The following is a 17,279-nucleotide window of genomic DNA, read 5'->3' as shown; positions in this document are numbered from 1 at the left end:
GTACCGATTTACAACGAGTGCTTCGAGTCTTTCTCGCAACACCTGACCGGGAACTGAAATCTTGGACGGATTTGGCTGGATTAGAGCGATTCAGTTACGGTATCCGTAGAACTGCGAGCGATTTGCGCGAGCGGGACAGCTAGAGACAGCATGTCCGCATCTCCTAAAGCAGGACCTTGATGAACGCGGATATGATAGCCGCCTGGGCGGTGGAAAATGGATTCCATGCGATGGATTCCGGGAATTATTGTCGCCATGACAATGCAGGCGTGATCACGATCGAGATAAAGAGGATGTCATTCCTCCTCATCGATGAGAGGCAAGGATTGCGACCGCGTCTCATATCGCGGCTGTTCAAAGACATATCCCTCACTAGCGGGAGCAGCCGCTTGCAGGGTCTTCTTCTTGACCGCAATCCCAATCATTGAGCGCTCACGCCATTCCCCAGCCCAGCCAATTCAGGTGGCGGATTGTGGCTGACGCCGATGAGCACCGTCGCAGACATTCAACACTTTCAATATTTCTTCTTGCGAACGATCTTGTTGCCGCGGGGTCCGCTCACGACCGGTGTTCGGTCGCTGTTTTCGGCAAGCAGGCTCCGCCAGCGTTCGAGGCGATCGACGCCCAGGGCACCGCTTGCGACAGCTGCCTGGACCGCGCACCCAGGTTCATGGGCATGGGTGCAATCGCGAAAGCGGCAAAGCGGCGCCAGTTCAGTTATTTCAGCAAAGAGGGTGTCTATACCGCCGGCAACATCACTCACGTAAAGCGTTCTTATTCCCGGCGTATCGATGACCCAGCCGCCGCCTGAAATTGCATGCAGGGATCGCGCCGTGGTGGTGTGTCGGCCCTGCGCGTCATATTCGCGGATGGCGCCTGTCTTTTGCTTTGTGTCAGATTCAGGCCCGGTCATGGTGTTCACCAGCGTTGATTTTCCGACACCAGAAGATCCCACCAGCGCAACCGTCTGGCCAACGCCGCACCAGGGCCTTAACAGGGAAACGGCGTCCGCGGAGCGCCCATTCAAGGCAATGACAGGCACATCGCGTTGCAAGGTCTCGGCTTGGGCCTGGAACATGCCGGCATCCTCCGCGGTGTCAGCCTTTGTCAGCACAATCACCGGATTGCTCCCGGCCTGGTTGGCCATGGCCAGGTAACGTTCCAGCCGAGCAAGATTAAAATCGGCATTGCACGAGGTCACGATCAACAGGGTGTCGATGTTGGCGGCAACAAGTTGCTGGCCACGCCCGCCTTCCAAGCGTCGTTGAAAGACGCTTTTTCGATCGAGACGTCTGACAAGCATGTCAGTCAATGCATCGGCAAGAACCCAGTCGCCCACGGCGTAGTCACCAGTACTGGTATTGGATGGAAATTCGAGTCCGACCGGTCCGGTGACATCGATTGCCTCGATTCGTGCCCGGTGAACTGAAGCGATGCGTCGGGGGATCAAGTCCGCTTCGCTGGGCTGAACTTGGTCCGCGAAGAATTCAGACCATCCAAGCAGTTCTAGCGGTGAAGAAAGTTGGGAGCTGGTCAAATCTTGTTCCACTTTCGGTAAGGCGGCCATAAAGAGTTTTCAATGATCTTCTGCGGCCTTTCGCCTAGCTGCGTGGATGATCCCGTTTTGGCAACGAGGTTGCGTAAGCAGCAGCTTCGCCGGGGTAGGGGAAATCGTCCCCGAGCTGACGGTCGCCATCGTAGACTTTGAAGGCAGGCCCCTCAACTTCAACGATCTTATAGCCGTTCACGTATTCGATCTTCGGTGTTTTCCAGCCCATCAAAAGCTCTCCTGTCCGGTCCGAGGGTTGTGTCTGAAGATGGTGCCAAGACCTCGTACTCAGCGGTCTATGACCTATCAGGTGCTTCACGATTAGCCAACGCCAGTTCGATCCCGTTCAGACCACCGTTCGTCTGCAAATTCGACAAAGAGCCACCGCCAGGCTGGTTTACAGGTGATCAATGGGGCACGATGGCGAGGGCAACCGCCCAATCGACGTGGTCGAGCCCGCCGGCTCAGATACTTTGCCGTCAACGAACTCGGCGGCAAGCAAGTGGCCTCGCGCCCTGCGCCCGGATTTCTCCCGACCAGAACGCGCGACCGATCTTCAATCTCGCAAGGCAATCTGTTTCGACCAGCAGAGCCGGCCGTATTGCTTAGGGAGAGCACCAAGCACGCCGCTACGACGTGCTCGTTTGGGCTTTTCACTGAACCAATCGCGCGGCCGGAAAACGGCAACACAGTCCGTTACCCGTTGACGCTCCGAGCAGTCGCAGCGCTACCGCCGCCGGCAGCCCGGCGCGAAGCAAGCGCCTTGGCCGAAAAGAGCGCATAAATGATCAGTGGAAGGCAAACGAGATAGGATGTCCGGATGCCAGCATGTTCGGCAATGAAACCGAGCAGTGGCGGCGCCAGGAAAAAGACGACAAAGCTCATTTGGCCGAGGGCGGCGACGTTGAGATACGCCGCGCGATCTGTGCGTTGGGCCGCCGCCGAGACAGCGAGAGGATAGACCGCGCTGCAGCCGGCGCCCATCAAGGCAAAGCCCGCCAGCGCGACATAGGGATGCGGCGCCCCCGACACGGCGCAGATGCCGATCGCCGAAAGAACAAGCAACATCGTGGCGACGGCCCGCGCGCCAAACCGATCGACCAGCGGATCGACGAACAGGCGCGCCAGCGCCATGCAGAAGGTAAAGAGCGTCAATCCCAATCCGCCAATGAAGGGCTCGACCGAAAACACATCGCGCATATAGATCGCCGACCAGTCGATCCCGGCACCTTCGACGAGAAAGGCCGCGATGCCGATCACGCAGAGCGGCATGAGGCCCCAGGTGGGAAGCGCTACCAGCGGTGCCTTGTCTTCATGCAACGCGATCCGCGCCGGCGCATTCCGCATGCCGGAAATCGCCCAGATGCCGATGACAACAACCGTGACAAAGGTCGCGGCGAGATGGAGTTCCATCGAAATGCCCGCTTGGCGGACGACCGAGGAGACAAGTGCTGTGACGAAGAAGCCGAGGCTCCAGAAACCATGCGCCCTGTTCATCACGCCGCGTCCTAGCTGCGCTTCGATGCGGTCGATCTCAACATTGAGATTGATCTCCAGCGCCCCGGCGAGCAGCCCCTCGACGAAGAGCACACAGAACACGACCGGCGCCGCACCGATCCACGGCACCAGCGACAGCAGCGCAGACGTGCCGAGAACAGTAATGAATGCCGTCGTACGCGCGCCGAGCCGGGCGATCAAGGGCGAAGATAAAGTCAACGAAATCAGGGCGCCGATCGCAGCGCCTATCAGCGTCAACCCAAGCTCGGATTTATTGACGCCAAGTGCAACCTGCAAATCCGGCATCCTCGACAGCAGCGCCCCCAGCGACACAGCGAAGAGAAAGAAGCAGACATAGATCCGCTGCTGCGGCGCGATTTTCATGATGCAACTCCGGGGATTGACGCGTCGACGCAAAACACGCGCGTATGGACCTGGGGATGTCTATCTCACAGGGCCCAAGATCGAAACTTGTTTCTGAGGGAATGTGTCGGAGAATGTGATCTTGGGGATCGGCGCGATTTGCCGAGCCGCGGTGACGTGCGCGTGCCGCTTGATCAAGGTTGCAAACTTGCCGCCGCGATTCCGAACGCGAGCTTCGTACCGCTTGAGAGCAAGAACCATGTGCTCGTGCCGGACGAGGCCTGCATGTAACGTGTTTCAAGCCGAACTTGCTGCCTTCCTCGGTCAGGATCGGTCGATGCAGCCGCGCGCGGTTCGTGGGGCTCGATCTCGCATCGAGCCTCCCAACGATCTCCTTTGGTCCAAACCAGGTGCGTCGCTTTTCGCCGATAGAGAATGAGGAGCCAGTTTGACAAACTTTGCCAATTACAGTTAGCTTGTGCGCAGTATGGAGGCTCGAATGGCTACTATGAACGTATCTTTACCAGACCCAATGAAAGATTGGGTCGAGGCGCAAGCGAGGACCGGGCGATATTCCAATGCGAGTGACTATGTGCGCGACTTGATTCGCAGGGACCAAGCACGCAGTGATAAGATTGCTGCCATGCAGCGCTTTGTCGACGACGGTCTCAAAAGTGGTGTTGGCGGTCGCTCGAAGGACGAACTCTTTGCCTCGGCAATCGCGCGCGCGGAAACGACCCGCGGCAGCAGATAATGCGTTTTAGCCTTTCTGTCGAAGCGGAAGAGGACATCATTGCAATCGCCGAGCAAAGTGTCCGCATTTTCGGATCTGCACAAGCTAGGAGGTATCATGACGAGCTGTTCGCGGTGCTTGACCTGATTGCCGCGAATCCGCGAATGGCGCGTGAGCGAGAAGAGATTTCGCCGCACGTTAGGATCCAACCGTTCAAAGCGCATCTCGTTGTCTACCGGATCGAAGAGAACGGAGCCATTTTCGTGATCCGAATACGCCATGGACATGAAGACTGGGCCGGCGATCCTGGTTAGGCCTCGCCGCTTGCGAGCATAAGCACAGTTGCATCGGGTTCATGTAGCCAGGGCGCGTCTCAAATGAGCTGGCTTCCATAAATCATTGTTATCCCACGTGACGAGGACAATGGGTCCGCGCTCGGTTTCCTTCAATGCGAGCGCCTCTTCGCTTTCAAACCGATAGTGATGGCGAGTAGGGCGGCCGCGGGTGGTGACGCACAGGAACCCACCAATGAATGCGCCAGTGGCCTTCATCGGACCATTCTTCAGATCCAGCGTAAACCACGAACCTGGGCTTGAGCGTACCGACTGTGGCGACGGCCATCTACCCATCGCTCCCGTTTTTCATACCCGGCCCGGGCAACAACACAGACAGACGGCGGCGCAACTCATTTCTGAAAATTGCGCGTGCCTGCGCGATTTCGTGGAAGCCGATATGCGCAACAAAGCGCATGACCGTAGAGACGGAGACGCCGCAGTCGTCCGCGATTGAGGTCGTGCTACCAAAGGCCATGAGTTCCGGTTTGGCCAGGACCCTCTTCGCGACATTCTCGACACGAAGAGGGAAGGTGACCTGGCGGCAGGCGATAGCGCACTTCAGCTCTTCGAAACTTGCCGGCGGGCTGCTCAGACTGCGGATATGCTGCGGCATTTCTTGGCACACTCCGTCTTTTGCGATCCGGCCTAGAGACCGGAAAGCTGGATCGTCCTGCGCTCGGTAACCGACGTGATGCAGGCGAGCGCGATGGCAAGCGCATTGCGGGCATCTTCACCGGTCGGGCCAGTGACGGTGCCCGTCCTTATGGCCTCGACGAAGGAGGCGAGCTGGGCGGTGTAACCGTGGACAAAGTGATCCGTGTCACGCCGCCAGGTATCGTTCGAAACTCCGTTCTTGTCGTAGAGCGTCATCGAGGAACGGCGTACATCGCCCATCGTCACCATGCCCCCGGAGCCAAAGACCTCGCCGCGGATGTCGTAGCCGTACATGGCGCAGAAATTCGCCTCCGCCACAGCGATCGAACCGTTGTCGAAGCGGATGGTGACGACGGCGGTGTCGTGAAAACCCTTTCTGGCAAAGTCCGGTACCACGAGCGCATCGGCAATCGCCGTCACCTCGATCGGGGTTGCTTTCGGGTTCAGCCACAGCAGCGTGTCGAAGTCGTGGATCAGCGTCTCATAGAAGATCGTCCATAGCGGCGTCTTTTCCGGGTTGCCGTCGTAGGGACCCGGGTCTCGCGTCAACGAGCGAAGAAGTTGGACGGAACCAACTTTGCCAGCGTCGATCGCCGCACGGCCTTCAAAGAACGACTGGTCCCAACGTCGATTGAAGCCAACCTGGAGTGGCACCTTCGCAGACTTTGTGACAGCGATAGCCGCGTCTGCTTCCCCAAGCGTCAGCGCCATCGGCTTTTCGCAGAAGACCGCTTTTCCGGCCCGCGCGGCTTCCACGACGACGCTCGTGTGGAAGCGCGCCGGCGTGGCGATGATGACGCCATCGATCTCCGGATTGGCGAGAAGCTCCGACACGCTGGTATAGGCTTTCGGTGCATCGAGCGCTGCCGCCAGTTTTTCGGCAGCGCCCGGCGCCGGATCGGCGACGGCGAGCAAATTGGCATCAACCAGGCGCCGGGCGACGCTTTCGGCGTGGAACGAACCGATGCGGCCGGCACCGATGAGAGCGAGATTGACGGGACGGTGGGCGGGCATGGAAAGCTCCTGAAAATGCTGCTGTCGGATCAAAGGGAAAACGCGTCGCGGAAGCGGGAAAGAGCAAGTTCGTCATCGCCGGATGGCCAGGCTTCCATGCCGATCGTGCCCCGGTAGCCCATCTCGTTCAGGGCGCGTGCGATCGCCGGATAGTTGATTTCACCAGTGCCCGGCTCCTTGCGGCCGGGAACGTCGGCGACCTGAATTTCACCGATATGTGGAAGAGCGGTGCGGCAAAGCTCGATCAAGTTCCCTTCACCGATCTGCGCATGGTAGAGATCCAGGTTGAGCTTCAGCGACGGCCGGTTGACGGCCGCGACCAATGCAAGCGTGTCGGCGGCCTTGGCAAACGGCGTCTTTGGATGGTCAACAGCCTCGTTCAGGTTTTCGAGGACGAAGGTAACGCCTTCCTCCTCGCCGAGATCAGCGATGCGGTTTAGCGTATCGGCAGCCTTCAGCCACATGGCGCCGGTGACGACCTCGGACTTGACGACGGGCAGGCCCTGTCCGTCGAGCCCCGTGCCATGCAAGTTGAGGCGCGGGCAATTGAGTTCCTTGGCGATCGGGATCGACTGGCGCGCAGTGCGCAGCAGCTCATCGGCTCCGGCGTCATCTGCCAGCGTGCCGGTCACGTATCCTGTCATCGACGAGAAAGTGGCACCAGACTTTGCGATCGCCTCGATATCGTGTTTCGTCCAATCCCAGATTTCCGCCTGGAAGCCGAGTTCGGTGATGCGCTTCAACCGATCGAGGAGGGGCAGGGAGCGAAACACCATTTCGGCGCAGACCGCTAGCGTGAAAGGTGATGTTTTTGTAGTCGTTTTCATGATTGTTCCTCATGCAATATGTCAGATCGTGCCGCCGAGTTCGGCGGAGAGCACCTGCAGTTCCTTGCCGCCAGCCATGAGGTTCTGCAGTTCCTCAAGCGAAATCTCGCTCTTGTCGAAAGTGCCGAGCGTCTTTCCGCGATTGAGAACCGTGAAACGATTGCCGACAGCAAAGGCATGGCGAACATTGTGGGTGATGAAGATCACAGCGAGGCCCTTCTGCTGAACCTGATGGATGTACTTCAGCACCATCGAGGTTTGGGCAACGCCCAATGCGGACGTCGGCTCATCGAGGATGAGCACCTTTGCTCCGAAATAAACGGCCCGCGCGATCGCCACACATTGCCGCTCGCCGCCGGAAAGGGTGCCGACCGCCTGGTTCGGGTCGCGGATATCGATGCCGATCTTGTGCATCTCCTCGCGAGTCACCTCGCTGCAATACTTGAAATCGACATGGCGAAACGGCGGAATGCCTTTCACGGGTTCGCGTCCCATGAAGAAGTTTCGAGTGATCGACATCAAAGGGATCATCGCCAGATCCTGATAGACGGTCGCGATGCCGGCATCGAGTGCATCGCGCGGACTGGTGAATGCGACCGGCTTGCCCTCGACCAGGAAATCGCCGCCCGAGGGACGGACCACACCCGACAGCGTCTTGATGAGTGTGGATTTCCCAGCTCCATTGTCTCCAAGCAGGCAGAGCACTTCGCCCTGTGATACCTTCATCGAAACGCCCGAGAGCGCGATGACGGAGCCGTAGTGCTTGACGATATTTTTGACTTCAATGACCGGCGGAGCGGTTTCTGATTGGTTATCAGTCATGATCAGCGCTCCCCTGTCACTTTGCGGCGAATGAAATTGTTGAAGAGAACGGCCAGCAGCAGCATGGAGCCGAGGAAGACTTGGAACCAGTCCGAGTCGAACTTCGTGTAGGTCAGGCCGATCGAGACGAGACCGAAGATGATGGCGCCGAAGAAGGCGCCGATCGCCGATCCATAACCGCCGGTCAGCAGACATCCGCCAATCACGGCAGCGATGATCGCCTCGAACTCCTTCTGGAAACCGCGGCGCGCGTCCGTCGAGCCGGCATCCAGCACGGTGATAATTGCCACAAGCGCCGCGGCGCAGGCTGTGAGCGCGAAGAGCCCCGTCTTCACGCGATCGACCGGGACCCCGGAGTTTCTTGCCGCATTGGGATCGCCGCCGGCGGCAAAAACCCAGTTTCCGATCCGGGTGCGCAGAAGAACCCAGGTGGCGAGCCCGGCAATGGCGATGAACCAGACCACGGACACCGGCACGCCCGTGACTTTCGGAACGCCGTTGTCGAACTTCTCGATCAGGCCATGGGCTGCAAGCCAGCTGAAAAGATCCTGGAAGGCGACGCCTGAGAACAGGCGCTTCAAGGGACCGTCGCCGACGACCTCACCTATCCCGCGAAGCTGAGTTGAGCCGCCTGTCGCCCATTTCAGGCCAACAAGGGTTAGACCCCGCAAAATAAAGAGGAAGGCAAGCGTGACGATGAACGACGGCAGCCGTGTCCTGATCACAATCTGTCCGTTCACCGCGCCCATGGCGGCAGCAAGCAGCATCGTGATGATAATGGAAATCCAGAGCGGTTGACCGAAATTGGTCAGGGCCGCGCCGAAGATCAATCCGGCGAAGGCCACCATCGAGCCGATCGAAAGATCGAACTCGCCACCAATCATCAGCAGAGCTGCCGCAATGGCGAGAATTCCCAGCTGTGAGGCTGGGGCCAGGATCGTCATCACACCTGAAAGCGAAAACATCGAACGGTCTGCGGTAAGAAAGAAGAACGTCACCACCAGGACGAGGCCAGCAACCGCGCCGAGCTCGGGCCGACGCATCATATGTGTGAGAAAGCCCACCTGTTTGATGCGCTCGTCGGAGTTTGACGCATCTCCTATTTTTTGCTCGATCGGAGCCATGATACCTACCTCCCAATGGATGCAATTCGCCGAAGCGCCGAGGGCATTCCTCATGGCGCACGTCGTCTGTCGAACACCCTCTTCGAAAGCGGGGAGGGTGTTCGACAATCACGCCTTTCGGCAGTCGTGGATTAGCGGATGCCCTTTGCCGATAGTTCGACGACCTGGGCGGCCTTTTCCTTGGTGATCAGGTTCGGACCGGAAGGCACGTTGCCGCCGGGGATCAGGCCGTACTTGGCATAGTTTGCGAGGAAGACCACGGGCAGATAGCCCTGGAGGAACTGCTGCTGATCGATGGCGAAAGCGGCATCGCCAGCAGCGACAACCTTCAGGAAGTCTGCAGAAAGGTCGAAAGTGGCGACTTTGATCTTGCCAGTCATGCCTGCATCGGCGACGGCAGCCAGAGACGGTTCGCCGGCAGTGCTTGCGCCGAGTGCCATGATCGTGTCGATTGCGGCGTTCGAGCTCAGTGCAGCCTTCACCTTGGCCCGAACGTCCGCCGGATCGTTGGAGACGGGCAGGACCGTAACGCTGCCTGCAAAGCCGTCGGAGAAGCCCTGGCAACGCTGATCGAGGGAGACGTTGCCGACCTCCTGGTTGACGCAGATGGCAACCTTGCCGCCCATCTCCTTGAGCTTTTCACCTGCTGCCTTGCCGGCGCTGTATTCGTCCTGGCCGACATGGAGAAGCGCTCCCAGTGACTTCGAAACGTCGGAGCCGGAATTGATGGAAATGACCGGAATGCCGGCGGCGACGGCCTTCTGGATCGACGGGCCTAATGCGGACGAATCCGGGATCGAGACGATCAAGCCGGCTGGTTTCTGGTTGACGGCGGCGTCGATCAGCTGGCTCATGGCCACCATGTCGAAGGTTTCCGGCGCACGATAGTCGATGCTGACACCGGCATCCTTGGCGCCGGCGCCTACCCCGTTCTTAACAACCGACCAGAAGGGGTCGTTGGCCTGGCCGTGCGTTACGGCGATGATGTTGATATCCTGTGCGATGGCAACGCCAGATGCAGCGCCAAGTGCGCTAACCACGGCAACGCCCAGCACAATTTTACGAAGAAACGATTTCATAAAAACTCCTCCCAAAGGGTGTCCCGCGCCTCCTAGCGCGAGAACCACCAAAAACGCCTCAGACGGCGCGTCCTCCAATTTGCTACCGGGTGCACATTTTATGCTACCGGTAGCAAACGTGCATAGCTATAAGATTCTTGCTAAAAGAAATCAACCATTCATTTCGCGTTCCGGCAGAAATGGAATAAACGTTTCGAAACGGAGAGGTTCGACTGTGAAGCGAGCGACGGCGCAGAACGTGGCGATGGAGGCCGGCGTTTCAAAGTGGACGGTCATCCGCGCATTTACGCCGGGTGCCTCGATCACGGAAGCAAGCAAAGCCAAAGTGCTGGAGGCGGCAGAGCGGCTCAATTATCGGCCTAACCTGTTGGCCAGGAGCCTTGCCACCAATTCTACACATCAGGTCGCGGTTCTCGTTGATGACTTCGCAAACCCGCACAAGCTTCCGTTTCTTGAAAAGCTAACCGCCAGCCTGCAGGCGGAGGGGCTCGTGACCATGTTGATCAATATCAATCAGCACTACAGCCACGTGCATGCCATATTGAATGCCGACCAGCGGCAGGTTGATGCGATCGTGCTATTTGGCACAGCGTTTCGCGACGAGATGTTGACGGATCATAAGCTGGGACGCGGCGGGCCTCCGATGTTTGTTCTTGCTCGAGATAGCCAGATCGAAGGTGTTCCCGCCATCTCCTGCGATGCCGTCGTGGCGATTGCCGAGATCGGCGAGCACCTATTAAAACGGGGATATCGGAGACCGGGATTTATGGCCGGGGCGCTTACATTGTCTACAGCGCTTGGCAGGCGGAGAAACTTCAAGGCGTTCTGGCGAACCGCTCTCGGCGTCGAACTCGTAGAAATGTCTGCCGAGCGCTACAGCGCAGAAGCAGGCGCGCAAGCCGCCCGGGACTATTTGTCTAACGTTGCGCCGGAAGACCGGATCGATGTCCTCATGTGCGAAAACGATGCTCTCGCGTTCGGAGCGATCGATGTTGCCCGAAGCGAGTTCGGCTTACGTGTGCCGGATGATCTCGCCATTGTGGGCTTCGACAACGCTGCCCCTGCGGCATCCCCCGCATACAGCCTTACAACCTACGAGCAACCCACCGACCAGATGGTCAAAGCGGCAATAGACATGATTCTGGAAAGAGCGCCGAGGGAGACAGTTAATTTCCAAGGCAAGCTTGTGGTGAGAGATTCAGCCTGATTGATCAAGCAATAGAATAGGCCAAAACGTATTTGGGCAAAATCCTCCAGGCGGAAAACCACATCGTTCAAACAAATATCTCGAGCAAGTGAGCGCTTTAACGCGTAAGCTTGCTAAACTAGAGACACTGGGCATCTGATGAGTGGTGTCGTTGGTTAATTTCCTTACGCCGGGGCATTGTTCTCCCGATTGGAGGCGATGACATCGGCGTGCTTTGGGTTGGGGCCGAGTGCCGCGAATTGTTCGGGCAATTTATCCCGCGTTGCAGCGGCCTTTCCCTTCACGGCCTGAGCAAGGGCCTTGCGCGTCTCCTCGACGTTCCAGTCGCAGCAATAGACGGGCGTCGACGGCTGCTGGCGCCAGGAGTCGTCGAGAGACCCTGAATCGATGGGATCAAAACCGACCTCGTCCACGATGCCCATGACGATTCTTTTCTGAGCCTCGTCGTCGCCCGCAACGGCCGCTGCAATGCGATCGGGTGCACCAACCGGACGCCCGCCATCGGCAAGGGTCGCAGCCAGAATGTTGTTGAAGGCTTTGATAACGCGGCGGCCAATCTGGTTCGAAACCCAGACGCTTTCCGGCAATCCGTCGTCAATCTCGGCAATGTGCGGATCGCGCATGCCAGGATAGTAGTTGCCCGTATCGACGACCGGGACGTTGGCGGCAAGATTTGCGAATAGATCCTGCGGAAGCTCTGCAACGGCCGGGAATGGGATCGACAAGATGATCATATCAGCGCCATCCACCACGCCCTGTGCATCAACCGGGGTCGCGCCGATGTCAGCAGCGAATGCGTTGAGCTTTTCGGAGGGTTTTGAATTGGTGATCCGGACATCATGCCCTGCGGCGGCAAGCTTGCGTGCGAGGGTACCGCCGATATTGCCGGTGCCAAAGATGCCGATTTTCATAAGCTATTCCTTCCGCATTTCTGTACTAATGAAAATAGGAGTAGATAGCTAAGCAGGCAAGAACCCACCTTTTGGTGTGTTACTGCCGATTGAGGTATGTATGCGGACTGAGCACGACTGGAACTGCCAGAATCCCGAGCAGCGGAAGGTATGGGCTGCGGCGACCAGTGAGGCGCTGCGGGTTCTCGAGGGCAAGTGGAAGACTGTCATCATCTGCCAGCTCTTTGCAGCGCATGGTCCCCTCCGCTTTTCTGAGTTGGAACGGCGTGTCGACGGCGTGAACCAGAAAATGCTCATCCAACAACTGAAAGAGCTGGAGAAGGACGGAATAATCGTACGAACCGTTTATCCGGAGGTGCCCCCACGGGTAGAGTACAACTTAAGCAAACTTGGTGTTGCACTGGGTCCGGCGATGGAAGCGTTGATCGACTGGGCACTACTGCGACGCGCTGGCATGAATGGTGACTGAAGCGGCGAAGGATTGAAGTCCGCGGATCCATTTATCGAGTGGCTCGGCCAGTAGGTTCTCGTCAATCGTTCTCACGGTTCCGGCGAGTACGGGAAGAAGCACGCACCTTTGCCCCTGGCTTGCAAAATAGAATGCCAAATCAAATTCAATTGCCCCCTATGAGGGGCCACGGGTCGCAAGTAAAGACTGTTCATACTGGCGTTCGCTTCGATGCACTTTCGACCGTCATCCAGAATTTCTCTGCCAACTCCGTCATCCGGGTCCTGGATCGGATCAGTACGATCTTGACCGGCACCATCCACCGTTCGTCGCCGGCGACTGCCAGGTTCCCTTCTGGTTCCAGCTCAGAGCTGGCAAGGCTGCGCGGTATCCAGGCCACGCCTTTTCCCTCAAGTGCCAGCGCTTTCAAGACCATTGCCAAATGCGATGTGAAGACGCGCACCAGATGCAATTCGCTCTCGACCGGCGAAAGGTTGGCCGCCAGTATTCGGCCCATTCCCGATTTCTCGTCAAACGATATATGAGGGACGGGAATCTCCGGTGTACCGGGCAACTTATGGATTGGCGCGCCCTCCTTGCCTCTTCGAGCAACGGGGACAAGAACGTCGCTGGCAAGTTCCATGTACTTGAAGTCGGCTTCATGCAAACGAATTTCGCTGTCTGGATGGAAGTGGCACAGGAGAAACTGCGCCCTGCCTTCCGCCATCATCTTTTCGCACTCATTCATGTTGTCGGAAAGAAGCCGGATTGGCACTGTCGCTACCGACGAGCCCAGACTTTGCACCCAACCCGGAAAAAAGGTGAAGGATAAAGCGTGCGTCGCCGCAAACGTCAGGGTCGCAGTGGCGGATCGTTCCTGGTTCAAGTCGTGGGTAGCCCTTTCGATCCTTTGAAGAATGTCATTTGCGGCATCAAGCATAATTTCGCCAGCAGGCGTAATCCTGATGCGGTGCGTTGATCGGTCGACCAGAACGGATCCGCTCCAATCTTCAAAGGCCTTTATCCGGCGACCAAAGGCGGGCTGCGTAATATTGCGCAACTCCGCCGCCCTCGAAAAATTGAGGGTGTCGGCGAGAGCTCGCAAATCCAAAAGCCAGGCAGTATCCATCTCATCCTCTCACTTACGGCATCAATTGAAGCCGAAACGGCATTGGACGGTCAATTGCTTGTTCGCGAATGTTGCGTTGAGGAACGCCGTTGTTGGAGACGCGACGGCAATGGGAGGAAGAAATGAAGTCACCATCGATCTCGGTCACCTCGCAGGCTTCGTTACCCTTGCTGCCACGCTGCCCAGCTTTCATGCCATTCCCATCGCAGGTCTCATCCTCCTGCTCGGCGTCGATCGCTTCATGAACCTCATCGGCAACGAGGTTGCAACAATAGCCATCGCCAAGTGGGAAGGGGCTTTTGACCGGGCCACCGTCGACGCCGAACACGCGGGGACGTTCCCCGCCGGGTCACTGTTGTCGCTGACGAAGCCCAGCACTAGCCAGACATCCAAATGTTCAGAAACCGGAGATCAAAATGCGTATCGTAAACGTCTGCGAAGTTACCAAGCCCATCGCGTCGCCCATCCGCAACGCCTATATCGACTTTTCGAAGATGACGGCCAGTCTCGTTGCCGTCGTGACCGATGTCGTCAGGGACGGCCGCCGCGTCGTTGGCTATGGCTTCAACTCGAACGGCCGTTATGGCCAGGGCGGCCTGATCCGCGAACGGTTCAAGGACCGCATCCTGCAGGCAGACCCGGACAGCCTGATCAACGACGCCGGCACCAACCTCGATCCGCACAAGATCTGGTCGACCATGATGATGAATGAAAAGCCCGGCGGTCACGGCGAGCGCTCCGTGGCTGTCGGTACCATCGACATGGCCATCTGGGATGCGGTTGCGAAGATCGAAAGTAAACCTCTCTTCCGCATGCTGGCCGACATGAAGGGCCGCGAGGCGGACCCCAGGGTCTTCGTTTACGCCGCCGGCGGCTACTACTATCCCGGCAAGGACAACAGTGCGCTTCGCAAGGAGATGCGCGGCTATCTCGACCGCGGGTACAATGTCGTGAAGATGAAGATCGGTGGCGCCTCGATCGACGAGGACCGAGGCCGCATCGAATCCGTGCTGGAAGAGATCGGTTCCGAGGCGAAACTCGCGGTCGATGCGAACGGCCGCTTCGATTTGGAGACTGGCATCGCCTACGCGAAGATGCTGCGTGACTACCCGCTTTTCTGGTACGAGGAAATCGGCGATCCGCTCGACTACGCCTTGCAGGCGGCCATCTCCGAATTCTACGACGCTCCGATGGCAACCGGCGAGAACCTCTTCTCCCACCAGGATGCCCGCAACCTGCTTCGTTACGGCGGCATGCGCGCCGACCGCGACTTCCTGCAGTTCGACTGCGCCCTGTCCTACGGTCTCGTCGAATACCTCCGGACCCTCGACGTCCTGCGCCAGTTCGGTTGGTCGCCGTCCCGCTGCATCCCGCATGGCGGTCACCAGATGTCGCTCAACATCGCGGCCGGCCTCGGCCTCGGTGGCAATGAGAGCTATCCAGATCTCTTCCAGCCATACGGGGGCTTCCCGGACGGCGTAAAGGTCATCGACGGGCATATCACGATGCCTGAGCTGCCGGGCATCGGCTTCGAAGGCAAGTCCGACCTTATCAAGGTCATGCGCGAACTCGCCGAATAGTCGCGTGTTCCGGGGGACCAGGACGGTCGCGTGATCGCGATGAAGAGCATAGTCTAACGAACTTCGGTTCGCTGATCACGCGTAGGCCTGTGCAATCACTTTGTTCCATAAGCTATCTTATGCGATACATGTATGTAGCCGGGGTGGGTTCAAGGATGAAGTGCGACATCACCGATGAAACTGGGGCTGCCTCGCTCGACGAGTAAAGGAAGATAGCCGCGCATGGCGCGATATACCTCCTCTTATCCGACGATGACGTGCGGTACGAAACGCGACAAGTTGGCGGTTATACGCGAGCGATCCTCGCGGACGGCAAGGCCGCAAGCGCGATCACCGACGATCCAGCTGCCGAGCACGGCGAAGCCGCCATCGCTTTCGAAAAGCGGGGCATAGGCCTGGACGATGAAGCCTTCGTCGCCGTAGTCGCCCGGGGCGGAAATCAATTCCCGGCCATCGCGGAATATCGTGACGTTCTCGCCCTCTCGCGACAGCAGTGGTTTGCGCACATAATCGCTCAAACTGGACGCCGCCGGGTCGTCTGCGAAATAGCTAGCGAGCAGGTTGGGATGATTGGGGTGTTGCTGCCAGAGCAGAGGCAGAAGCCCTTTGTTGGAGAGCACGGCCTTCCAGGCGGGCTCGATGAAAACATCACCCGAGCGCACGAGGTCGCGGGCGAACGGCTCGCGCAGCATGAATTCCCATGGATACAGCTTGAAGCAACGGTCGATCACCCGATCCTGGAGGTCGGTGTAACGGCCCTGCGCGTCGATGCCGATCTCGCGAATGTCCAGAAGCTCGACGCGATGGCCGGCCTGCACTGCACAGTCCATCAGATAGACCGTCGTGCCGCGATCCTCCTCATTGTCGGTCATCGCCGCGAAGTGGAAGATCGGCTCCTTGGAAAATTGCTCGAACGCCTCGACGAGGCTTTCCTGCAAGGAATTGTACTGGTCCGCATCCTTGGGCAGGATACCCAAAGCCACCTGGTCGGTCAGCCAGTTGAACTGGAAATAGGCTGTCTCAAACACCGAAGTGGGAGTATCAGCGTTATATTCGAGCAACTTAACCGGGCCAGTGCCGTCATAAGCAAGATCGAACCGGCCGTAGAGGTGCCGGTCGCGACGCTGCCAGGAGCGCTGCACCACATCGCGCAGGTCCTCCGGAATAGCCAGCTTGTCGAGCGACTCTTCGCTTCTGACGATATCATCGACCAGATCCATGCACATGTCGTGCAGTTCCTGGCTCGGTTCTTCAATCCGTGTCTCGATCTCATCGAGCGTGAATGTATAGGCGGCATCGTCGAGCCAGTAAGGCTCGCCGTACATGACGTGAAACCCGAAGCCGACGGCGCGCGCCTTGTCAAGCCAATCAGGACGCGCCGGAAGGGTGATGCGCTTCATGTCAGCCGCCGAAACTGAACGACGAACGGCCCCCGAAGCCTTGACGGGCGACGGTGCGGGTGTTGACGTTGACCGGCTTGACACTCTGACGTGAGGGCGCAGTCACGGTGTCGTTGCGACCGCCCGAGCGAACAGTCGTTGTCACCGTTTGCCCCGAGCGATTGCGATAAATCGGCGTCGAGCCGTAGGAGCCACTCTCCTCCTGGCGCCGGCGATAATCGTAATAGCTGCCGATGTTGTTCAGTGCGGAAGACAGCATGTAGCCCGTCAGGAACGGTACGAAAAAGCTGCCGCCTCCGCCGGTATTGTTGGGGACGGCACTGGCCGACTGTTCCGTGCACTGGCCTGAGCCGTATTCGGCCTCGCAGGCGGCCATGCCGTTGAAGCGCGGCGCGGCGGCGAGATGGGCCCGCATGGCATCCTGATAGCCGGCCTGGCAGACCTGCCGGTCCATGCCGGAAGTCACGCATTGGTCGACGGAGGTGAACATTGTCTCCGAGGGAGTCTGATCGCCGCAACCGGACAGGGCCAGGGTCGAGGCAGCGATGGTGCCGAGGGCCAGGAAAGGTCGCTTGTGCCCGCTCTTACGTCTGCGCATCGTTCCCTC

General features: G+C 58.6%; 20 protein-coding genes and 1 pseudogene. 7 read left to right on the top strand and 14 right to left on the bottom strand.

All coding sequences use genetic code 11. From position 1 onward, the window contains the following. Nucleotides 1-179 precede the first annotated feature (179 nt). On the top strand, nt 180-428 hold the full coding sequence (locus tag AC244Q_RS24600) for a hypothetical protein (protein ID WP_113545646.1): 249 nt from the start codon (nt 180-182) through the stop codon (nt 426-428). A gap of 86 nt (nt 429-514) precedes the next feature. On the opposite strand, the gene rsgA is transcribed toward AC244Q_RS24600, so the two are convergent. The 3 genes from rsgA to AC244Q_RS24585 all read right to left on the bottom strand — a co-directional run bounded on the left by rsgA (nt 515) and on the right by AC244Q_RS24585 (nt 3,430). Next, nucleotides 515-1,567 carry a ribosome small subunit-dependent GTPase A gene (gene rsgA / locus AC244Q_RS24595; RefSeq protein ID WP_128406717.1) on the bottom strand — a complete coding sequence of 351 codons (1,053 nt, stop codon included), beginning with the start codon at nt 1,565-1,567 and terminating at the stop codon, nt 515-517. Nucleotides 1,568-1,601: 34 nt separating this feature from the next. After that, on the bottom strand, nt 1,602-1,778 hold the full coding sequence (locus tag AC244Q_RS24590; protein ID WP_003549623.1) for a hypothetical protein: 177 nt from the start codon (nt 1,776-1,778) through the stop codon (nt 1,602-1,604). A gap of 467 nt (nt 1,779-2,245) precedes the next feature. Continuing rightward, on the bottom strand, nt 2,246-3,430 hold the full coding sequence (locus tag AC244Q_RS24585; protein WP_164049488.1) for an MFS transporter: 1,185 nt from the start codon (nt 3,428-3,430) through the stop codon (nt 2,246-2,248). Between the two features lie 144 nt (nt 3,431-3,574). Between AC244Q_RS24585 and AC244Q_RS24580 the strand changes: the two are divergent. The 3 genes and pseudogenes from AC244Q_RS24580 to AC244Q_RS24570 all read left to right on the top strand — a co-directional run. After that, nucleotides 3,575-3,773: pseudogene (locus AC244Q_RS24580) on the top strand (alpha/beta fold hydrolase); the annotation flags it as partial. Nucleotides 3,774-3,908: 135 nt separating this feature from the next. After that, a complete protein-coding gene (locus AC244Q_RS24575; protein WP_128407794.1) occupies nt 3,909-4,163 on the top strand; it encodes a type II toxin-antitoxin system ParD family antitoxin in 255 nt (84 codons plus the stop codon). Then, complete coding sequence (locus AC244Q_RS24570) at nt 4,163-4,456, top strand: type II toxin-antitoxin system RelE/ParE family toxin (protein WP_128407795.1); 294 nt, start codon at nt 4,163-4,165, stop codon at nt 4,454-4,456. Before AC244Q_RS24575 ends, AC244Q_RS24570 begins: the two co-directional genes overlap by 1 nt. 307 nt (nt 4,457-4,763) lie before the next feature. On the opposite strand, the gene AC244Q_RS24565 is transcribed toward AC244Q_RS24570, so the two are convergent. From AC244Q_RS24565 to AC244Q_RS24540, 6 genes are all read right to left on the bottom strand, one after another. Beyond that, nucleotides 4,764-5,090 carry a MurR/RpiR family transcriptional regulator gene (locus AC244Q_RS24565; protein WP_128407796.1) on the bottom strand — a complete coding sequence of 109 codons (327 nt, stop codon included), beginning with the start codon at nt 5,088-5,090 and terminating at the stop codon, nt 4,764-4,766. A 32-nt stretch (nt 5,091-5,122) separates the two neighbouring features. Then, on the bottom strand, nt 5,123-6,145 hold the full coding sequence (locus tag AC244Q_RS24560) for a Gfo/Idh/MocA family oxidoreductase (RefSeq protein WP_128407797.1): 1,023 nt from the start codon (nt 6,143-6,145) through the stop codon (nt 5,123-5,125). A 29-nt stretch (nt 6,146-6,174) separates the two neighbouring features. Next, complete coding sequence (locus AC244Q_RS24555; RefSeq protein ID WP_012755604.1) at nt 6,175-6,972, bottom strand: TIM barrel protein; 798 nt, start codon at nt 6,970-6,972, stop codon at nt 6,175-6,177. A 21-nt stretch (nt 6,973-6,993) separates the two neighbouring features. Then, a complete protein-coding gene (locus tag AC244Q_RS24550) occupies nt 6,994-7,794 on the bottom strand; it encodes an ATP-binding cassette domain-containing protein (protein ID WP_012755603.1) in 801 nt (266 codons plus the stop codon). 2 nt (nt 7,795-7,796) lie between these two features. Then, complete coding sequence (locus tag AC244Q_RS24545; RefSeq protein ID WP_012755602.1) at nt 7,797-8,918, bottom strand: ABC transporter permease; 1,122 nt, start codon at nt 8,916-8,918, stop codon at nt 7,797-7,799. A gap of 131 nt (nt 8,919-9,049) precedes the next feature. Continuing rightward, nucleotides 9,050-9,997: a sugar ABC transporter substrate-binding protein gene (locus AC244Q_RS24540; RefSeq protein ID WP_128407798.1), complete on the bottom strand. Its 948-nt coding sequence runs from the start codon at nt 9,995-9,997 to the stop codon at nt 9,050-9,052. 214 nt (nt 9,998-10,211) lie between these two features. On the opposite strand from AC244Q_RS24540, the gene AC244Q_RS24535 reads away from it, so the two are divergent. Further along, a complete protein-coding gene (locus AC244Q_RS24535; RefSeq protein ID WP_017996222.1) occupies nt 10,212-11,204 on the top strand; it encodes a LacI family DNA-binding transcriptional regulator in 993 nt (330 codons plus the stop codon). A 164-nt stretch (nt 11,205-11,368) separates the two neighbouring features. Here AC244Q_RS24535 and AC244Q_RS24530 read toward each other — a convergent pair whose 3' ends face one another. Beyond that, nucleotides 11,369-12,115 (bottom strand): NADPH-dependent F420 reductase, encoded by a 747-nt coding sequence (locus AC244Q_RS24530; RefSeq protein WP_017996223.1) that lies wholly within the window; start codon nt 12,113-12,115, stop codon nt 11,369-11,371. 100 nt (nt 12,116-12,215) lie between these two features. Between AC244Q_RS24530 and AC244Q_RS24525 the strand changes: the two genes are divergently transcribed. Further along, entirely contained in the window at nt 12,216-12,584 is a 369-nt protein-coding gene (locus AC244Q_RS24525) for a winged helix-turn-helix transcriptional regulator (RefSeq protein ID WP_017996224.1), read from the top strand. A 190-nt stretch (nt 12,585-12,774) separates the two neighbouring features. On the opposite strand, the gene AC244Q_RS24520 is transcribed toward AC244Q_RS24525, so the two are convergent. Next, complete coding sequence (locus AC244Q_RS24520; protein WP_012755598.1) at nt 12,775-13,692, bottom strand: LysR substrate-binding domain-containing protein; 918 nt, start codon at nt 13,690-13,692, stop codon at nt 12,775-12,777. Between the two features lie 13 nt (nt 13,693-13,705). Then, nucleotides 13,706-14,020, bottom strand: coding sequence for a hypothetical protein (locus AC244Q_RS24515; protein ID WP_164902384.1), 315 nt, complete (start codon nt 14,018-14,020; stop codon nt 13,706-13,708). An 88-nt stretch (nt 14,021-14,108) separates the two neighbouring features. Between AC244Q_RS24515 and AC244Q_RS24510 the strand changes: the two genes are divergently transcribed. Further along, complete coding sequence (locus AC244Q_RS24510; protein ID WP_128407799.1) at nt 14,109-15,272, top strand: mandelate racemase/muconate lactonizing enzyme family protein; 1,164 nt, start codon at nt 14,109-14,111, stop codon at nt 15,270-15,272. A 242-nt stretch (nt 15,273-15,514) separates the two neighbouring features. Here the strand turns inward: AC244Q_RS24510 and AC244Q_RS24505 are convergent, their stop codons facing one another. Together AC244Q_RS24505 and AC244Q_RS24500 are read right to left on the bottom strand one after the other, a co-directional pair. After that, nucleotides 15,515-16,672, bottom strand: coding sequence for a glutathionylspermidine synthase family protein (locus AC244Q_RS24505; protein ID WP_128407800.1), 1,158 nt, complete (start codon nt 16,670-16,672; stop codon nt 15,515-15,517). A gap of 1 nt (nt 16,673) precedes the next feature. Then, nucleotides 16,674-17,270, bottom strand: a complete 597-nt coding sequence (locus AC244Q_RS24500) for a DUF1190 domain-containing protein (RefSeq protein ID WP_128407801.1) — start codon at nt 17,268-17,270, stop codon at nt 16,674-16,676. Nucleotides 17,271-17,279: the final 9 nt, after the last annotated feature.

This window comes from Rhizobium sp. CB2179 (genome assembly GCF_057653455.1).
This window is presented reverse-complemented; position numbering and strand designations above follow the sequence as displayed.

Coding starts and splice junctions, on each gene's coding strand:
- AC244Q_RS24600 (WP_113545646.1), top strand. CDS start 180: ATGAACGCGGATATGATAGCCGCCTGGGCGGTGGAAAATGGATTCCAT.
- rsgA (WP_128406717.1), bottom strand. CDS start 1,567: ATGGCCGCCTTACCGAAAGTGGAACAAGATTTGACCAGCTCCCAACTT.
- AC244Q_RS24590 (WP_003549623.1), bottom strand. CDS start 1,778: ATGGGCTGGAAAACACCGAAGATCGAATACGTGAACGGCTATAAGATC.
- AC244Q_RS24585 (WP_164049488.1), bottom strand. CDS start 3,430: ATGAAAATCGCGCCGCAGCAGCGGATCTATGTCTGCTTCTTTCTCTTC.
- AC244Q_RS24575 (WP_128407794.1), top strand. CDS start 3,909: ATGGCTACTATGAACGTATCTTTACCAGACCCAATGAAAGATTGGGTC.
- AC244Q_RS24570 (WP_128407795.1), top strand. CDS start 4,163: ATGCGTTTTAGCCTTTCTGTCGAAGCGGAAGAGGACATCATTGCAATC.
- AC244Q_RS24565 (WP_128407796.1), bottom strand. CDS start 5,090: ATGCCGCAGCATATCCGCAGTCTGAGCAGCCCGCCGGCAAGTTTCGAA.
- AC244Q_RS24560 (WP_128407797.1), bottom strand. CDS start 6,145: ATGCCCGCCCACCGTCCCGTCAATCTCGCTCTCATCGGTGCCGGCCGC.
- AC244Q_RS24555 (WP_012755604.1), bottom strand. CDS start 6,972: ATGAAAACGACTACAAAAACATCACCTTTCACGCTAGCGGTCTGCGCC.
- AC244Q_RS24550 (WP_012755603.1), bottom strand. CDS start 7,794: ATGACTGATAACCAATCAGAAACCGCTCCGCCGGTCATTGAAGTCAAA.
- AC244Q_RS24545 (WP_012755602.1), bottom strand. CDS start 8,918: ATGGCTCCGATCGAGCAAAAAATAGGAGATGCGTCAAACTCCGACGAG.
- AC244Q_RS24540 (WP_128407798.1), bottom strand. CDS start 9,997: ATGAAATCGTTTCTTCGTAAAATTGTGCTGGGCGTTGCCGTGGTTAGC.
- AC244Q_RS24530 (WP_017996223.1), bottom strand. CDS start 12,115: ATGAAAATCGGCATCTTTGGCACCGGCAATATCGGCGGTACCCTCGCA.
- AC244Q_RS24525 (WP_017996224.1), top strand. CDS start 12,216: ATGCGGACTGAGCACGACTGGAACTGCCAGAATCCCGAGCAGCGGAAG.
- AC244Q_RS24520 (WP_012755598.1), bottom strand. CDS start 13,692: ATGGATACTGCCTGGCTTTTGGATTTGCGAGCTCTCGCCGACACCCTC.
- AC244Q_RS24510 (WP_128407799.1), top strand. CDS start 14,109: ATGCGTATCGTAAACGTCTGCGAAGTTACCAAGCCCATCGCGTCGCCC.
- AC244Q_RS24505 (WP_128407800.1), bottom strand. CDS start 16,672: ATGAAGCGCATCACCCTTCCGGCGCGTCCTGATTGGCTTGACAAGGCG.
- AC244Q_RS24500 (WP_128407801.1), bottom strand. CDS start 17,270: ATGCGCAGACGTAAGAGCGGGCACAAGCGACCTTTCCTGGCCCTCGGC.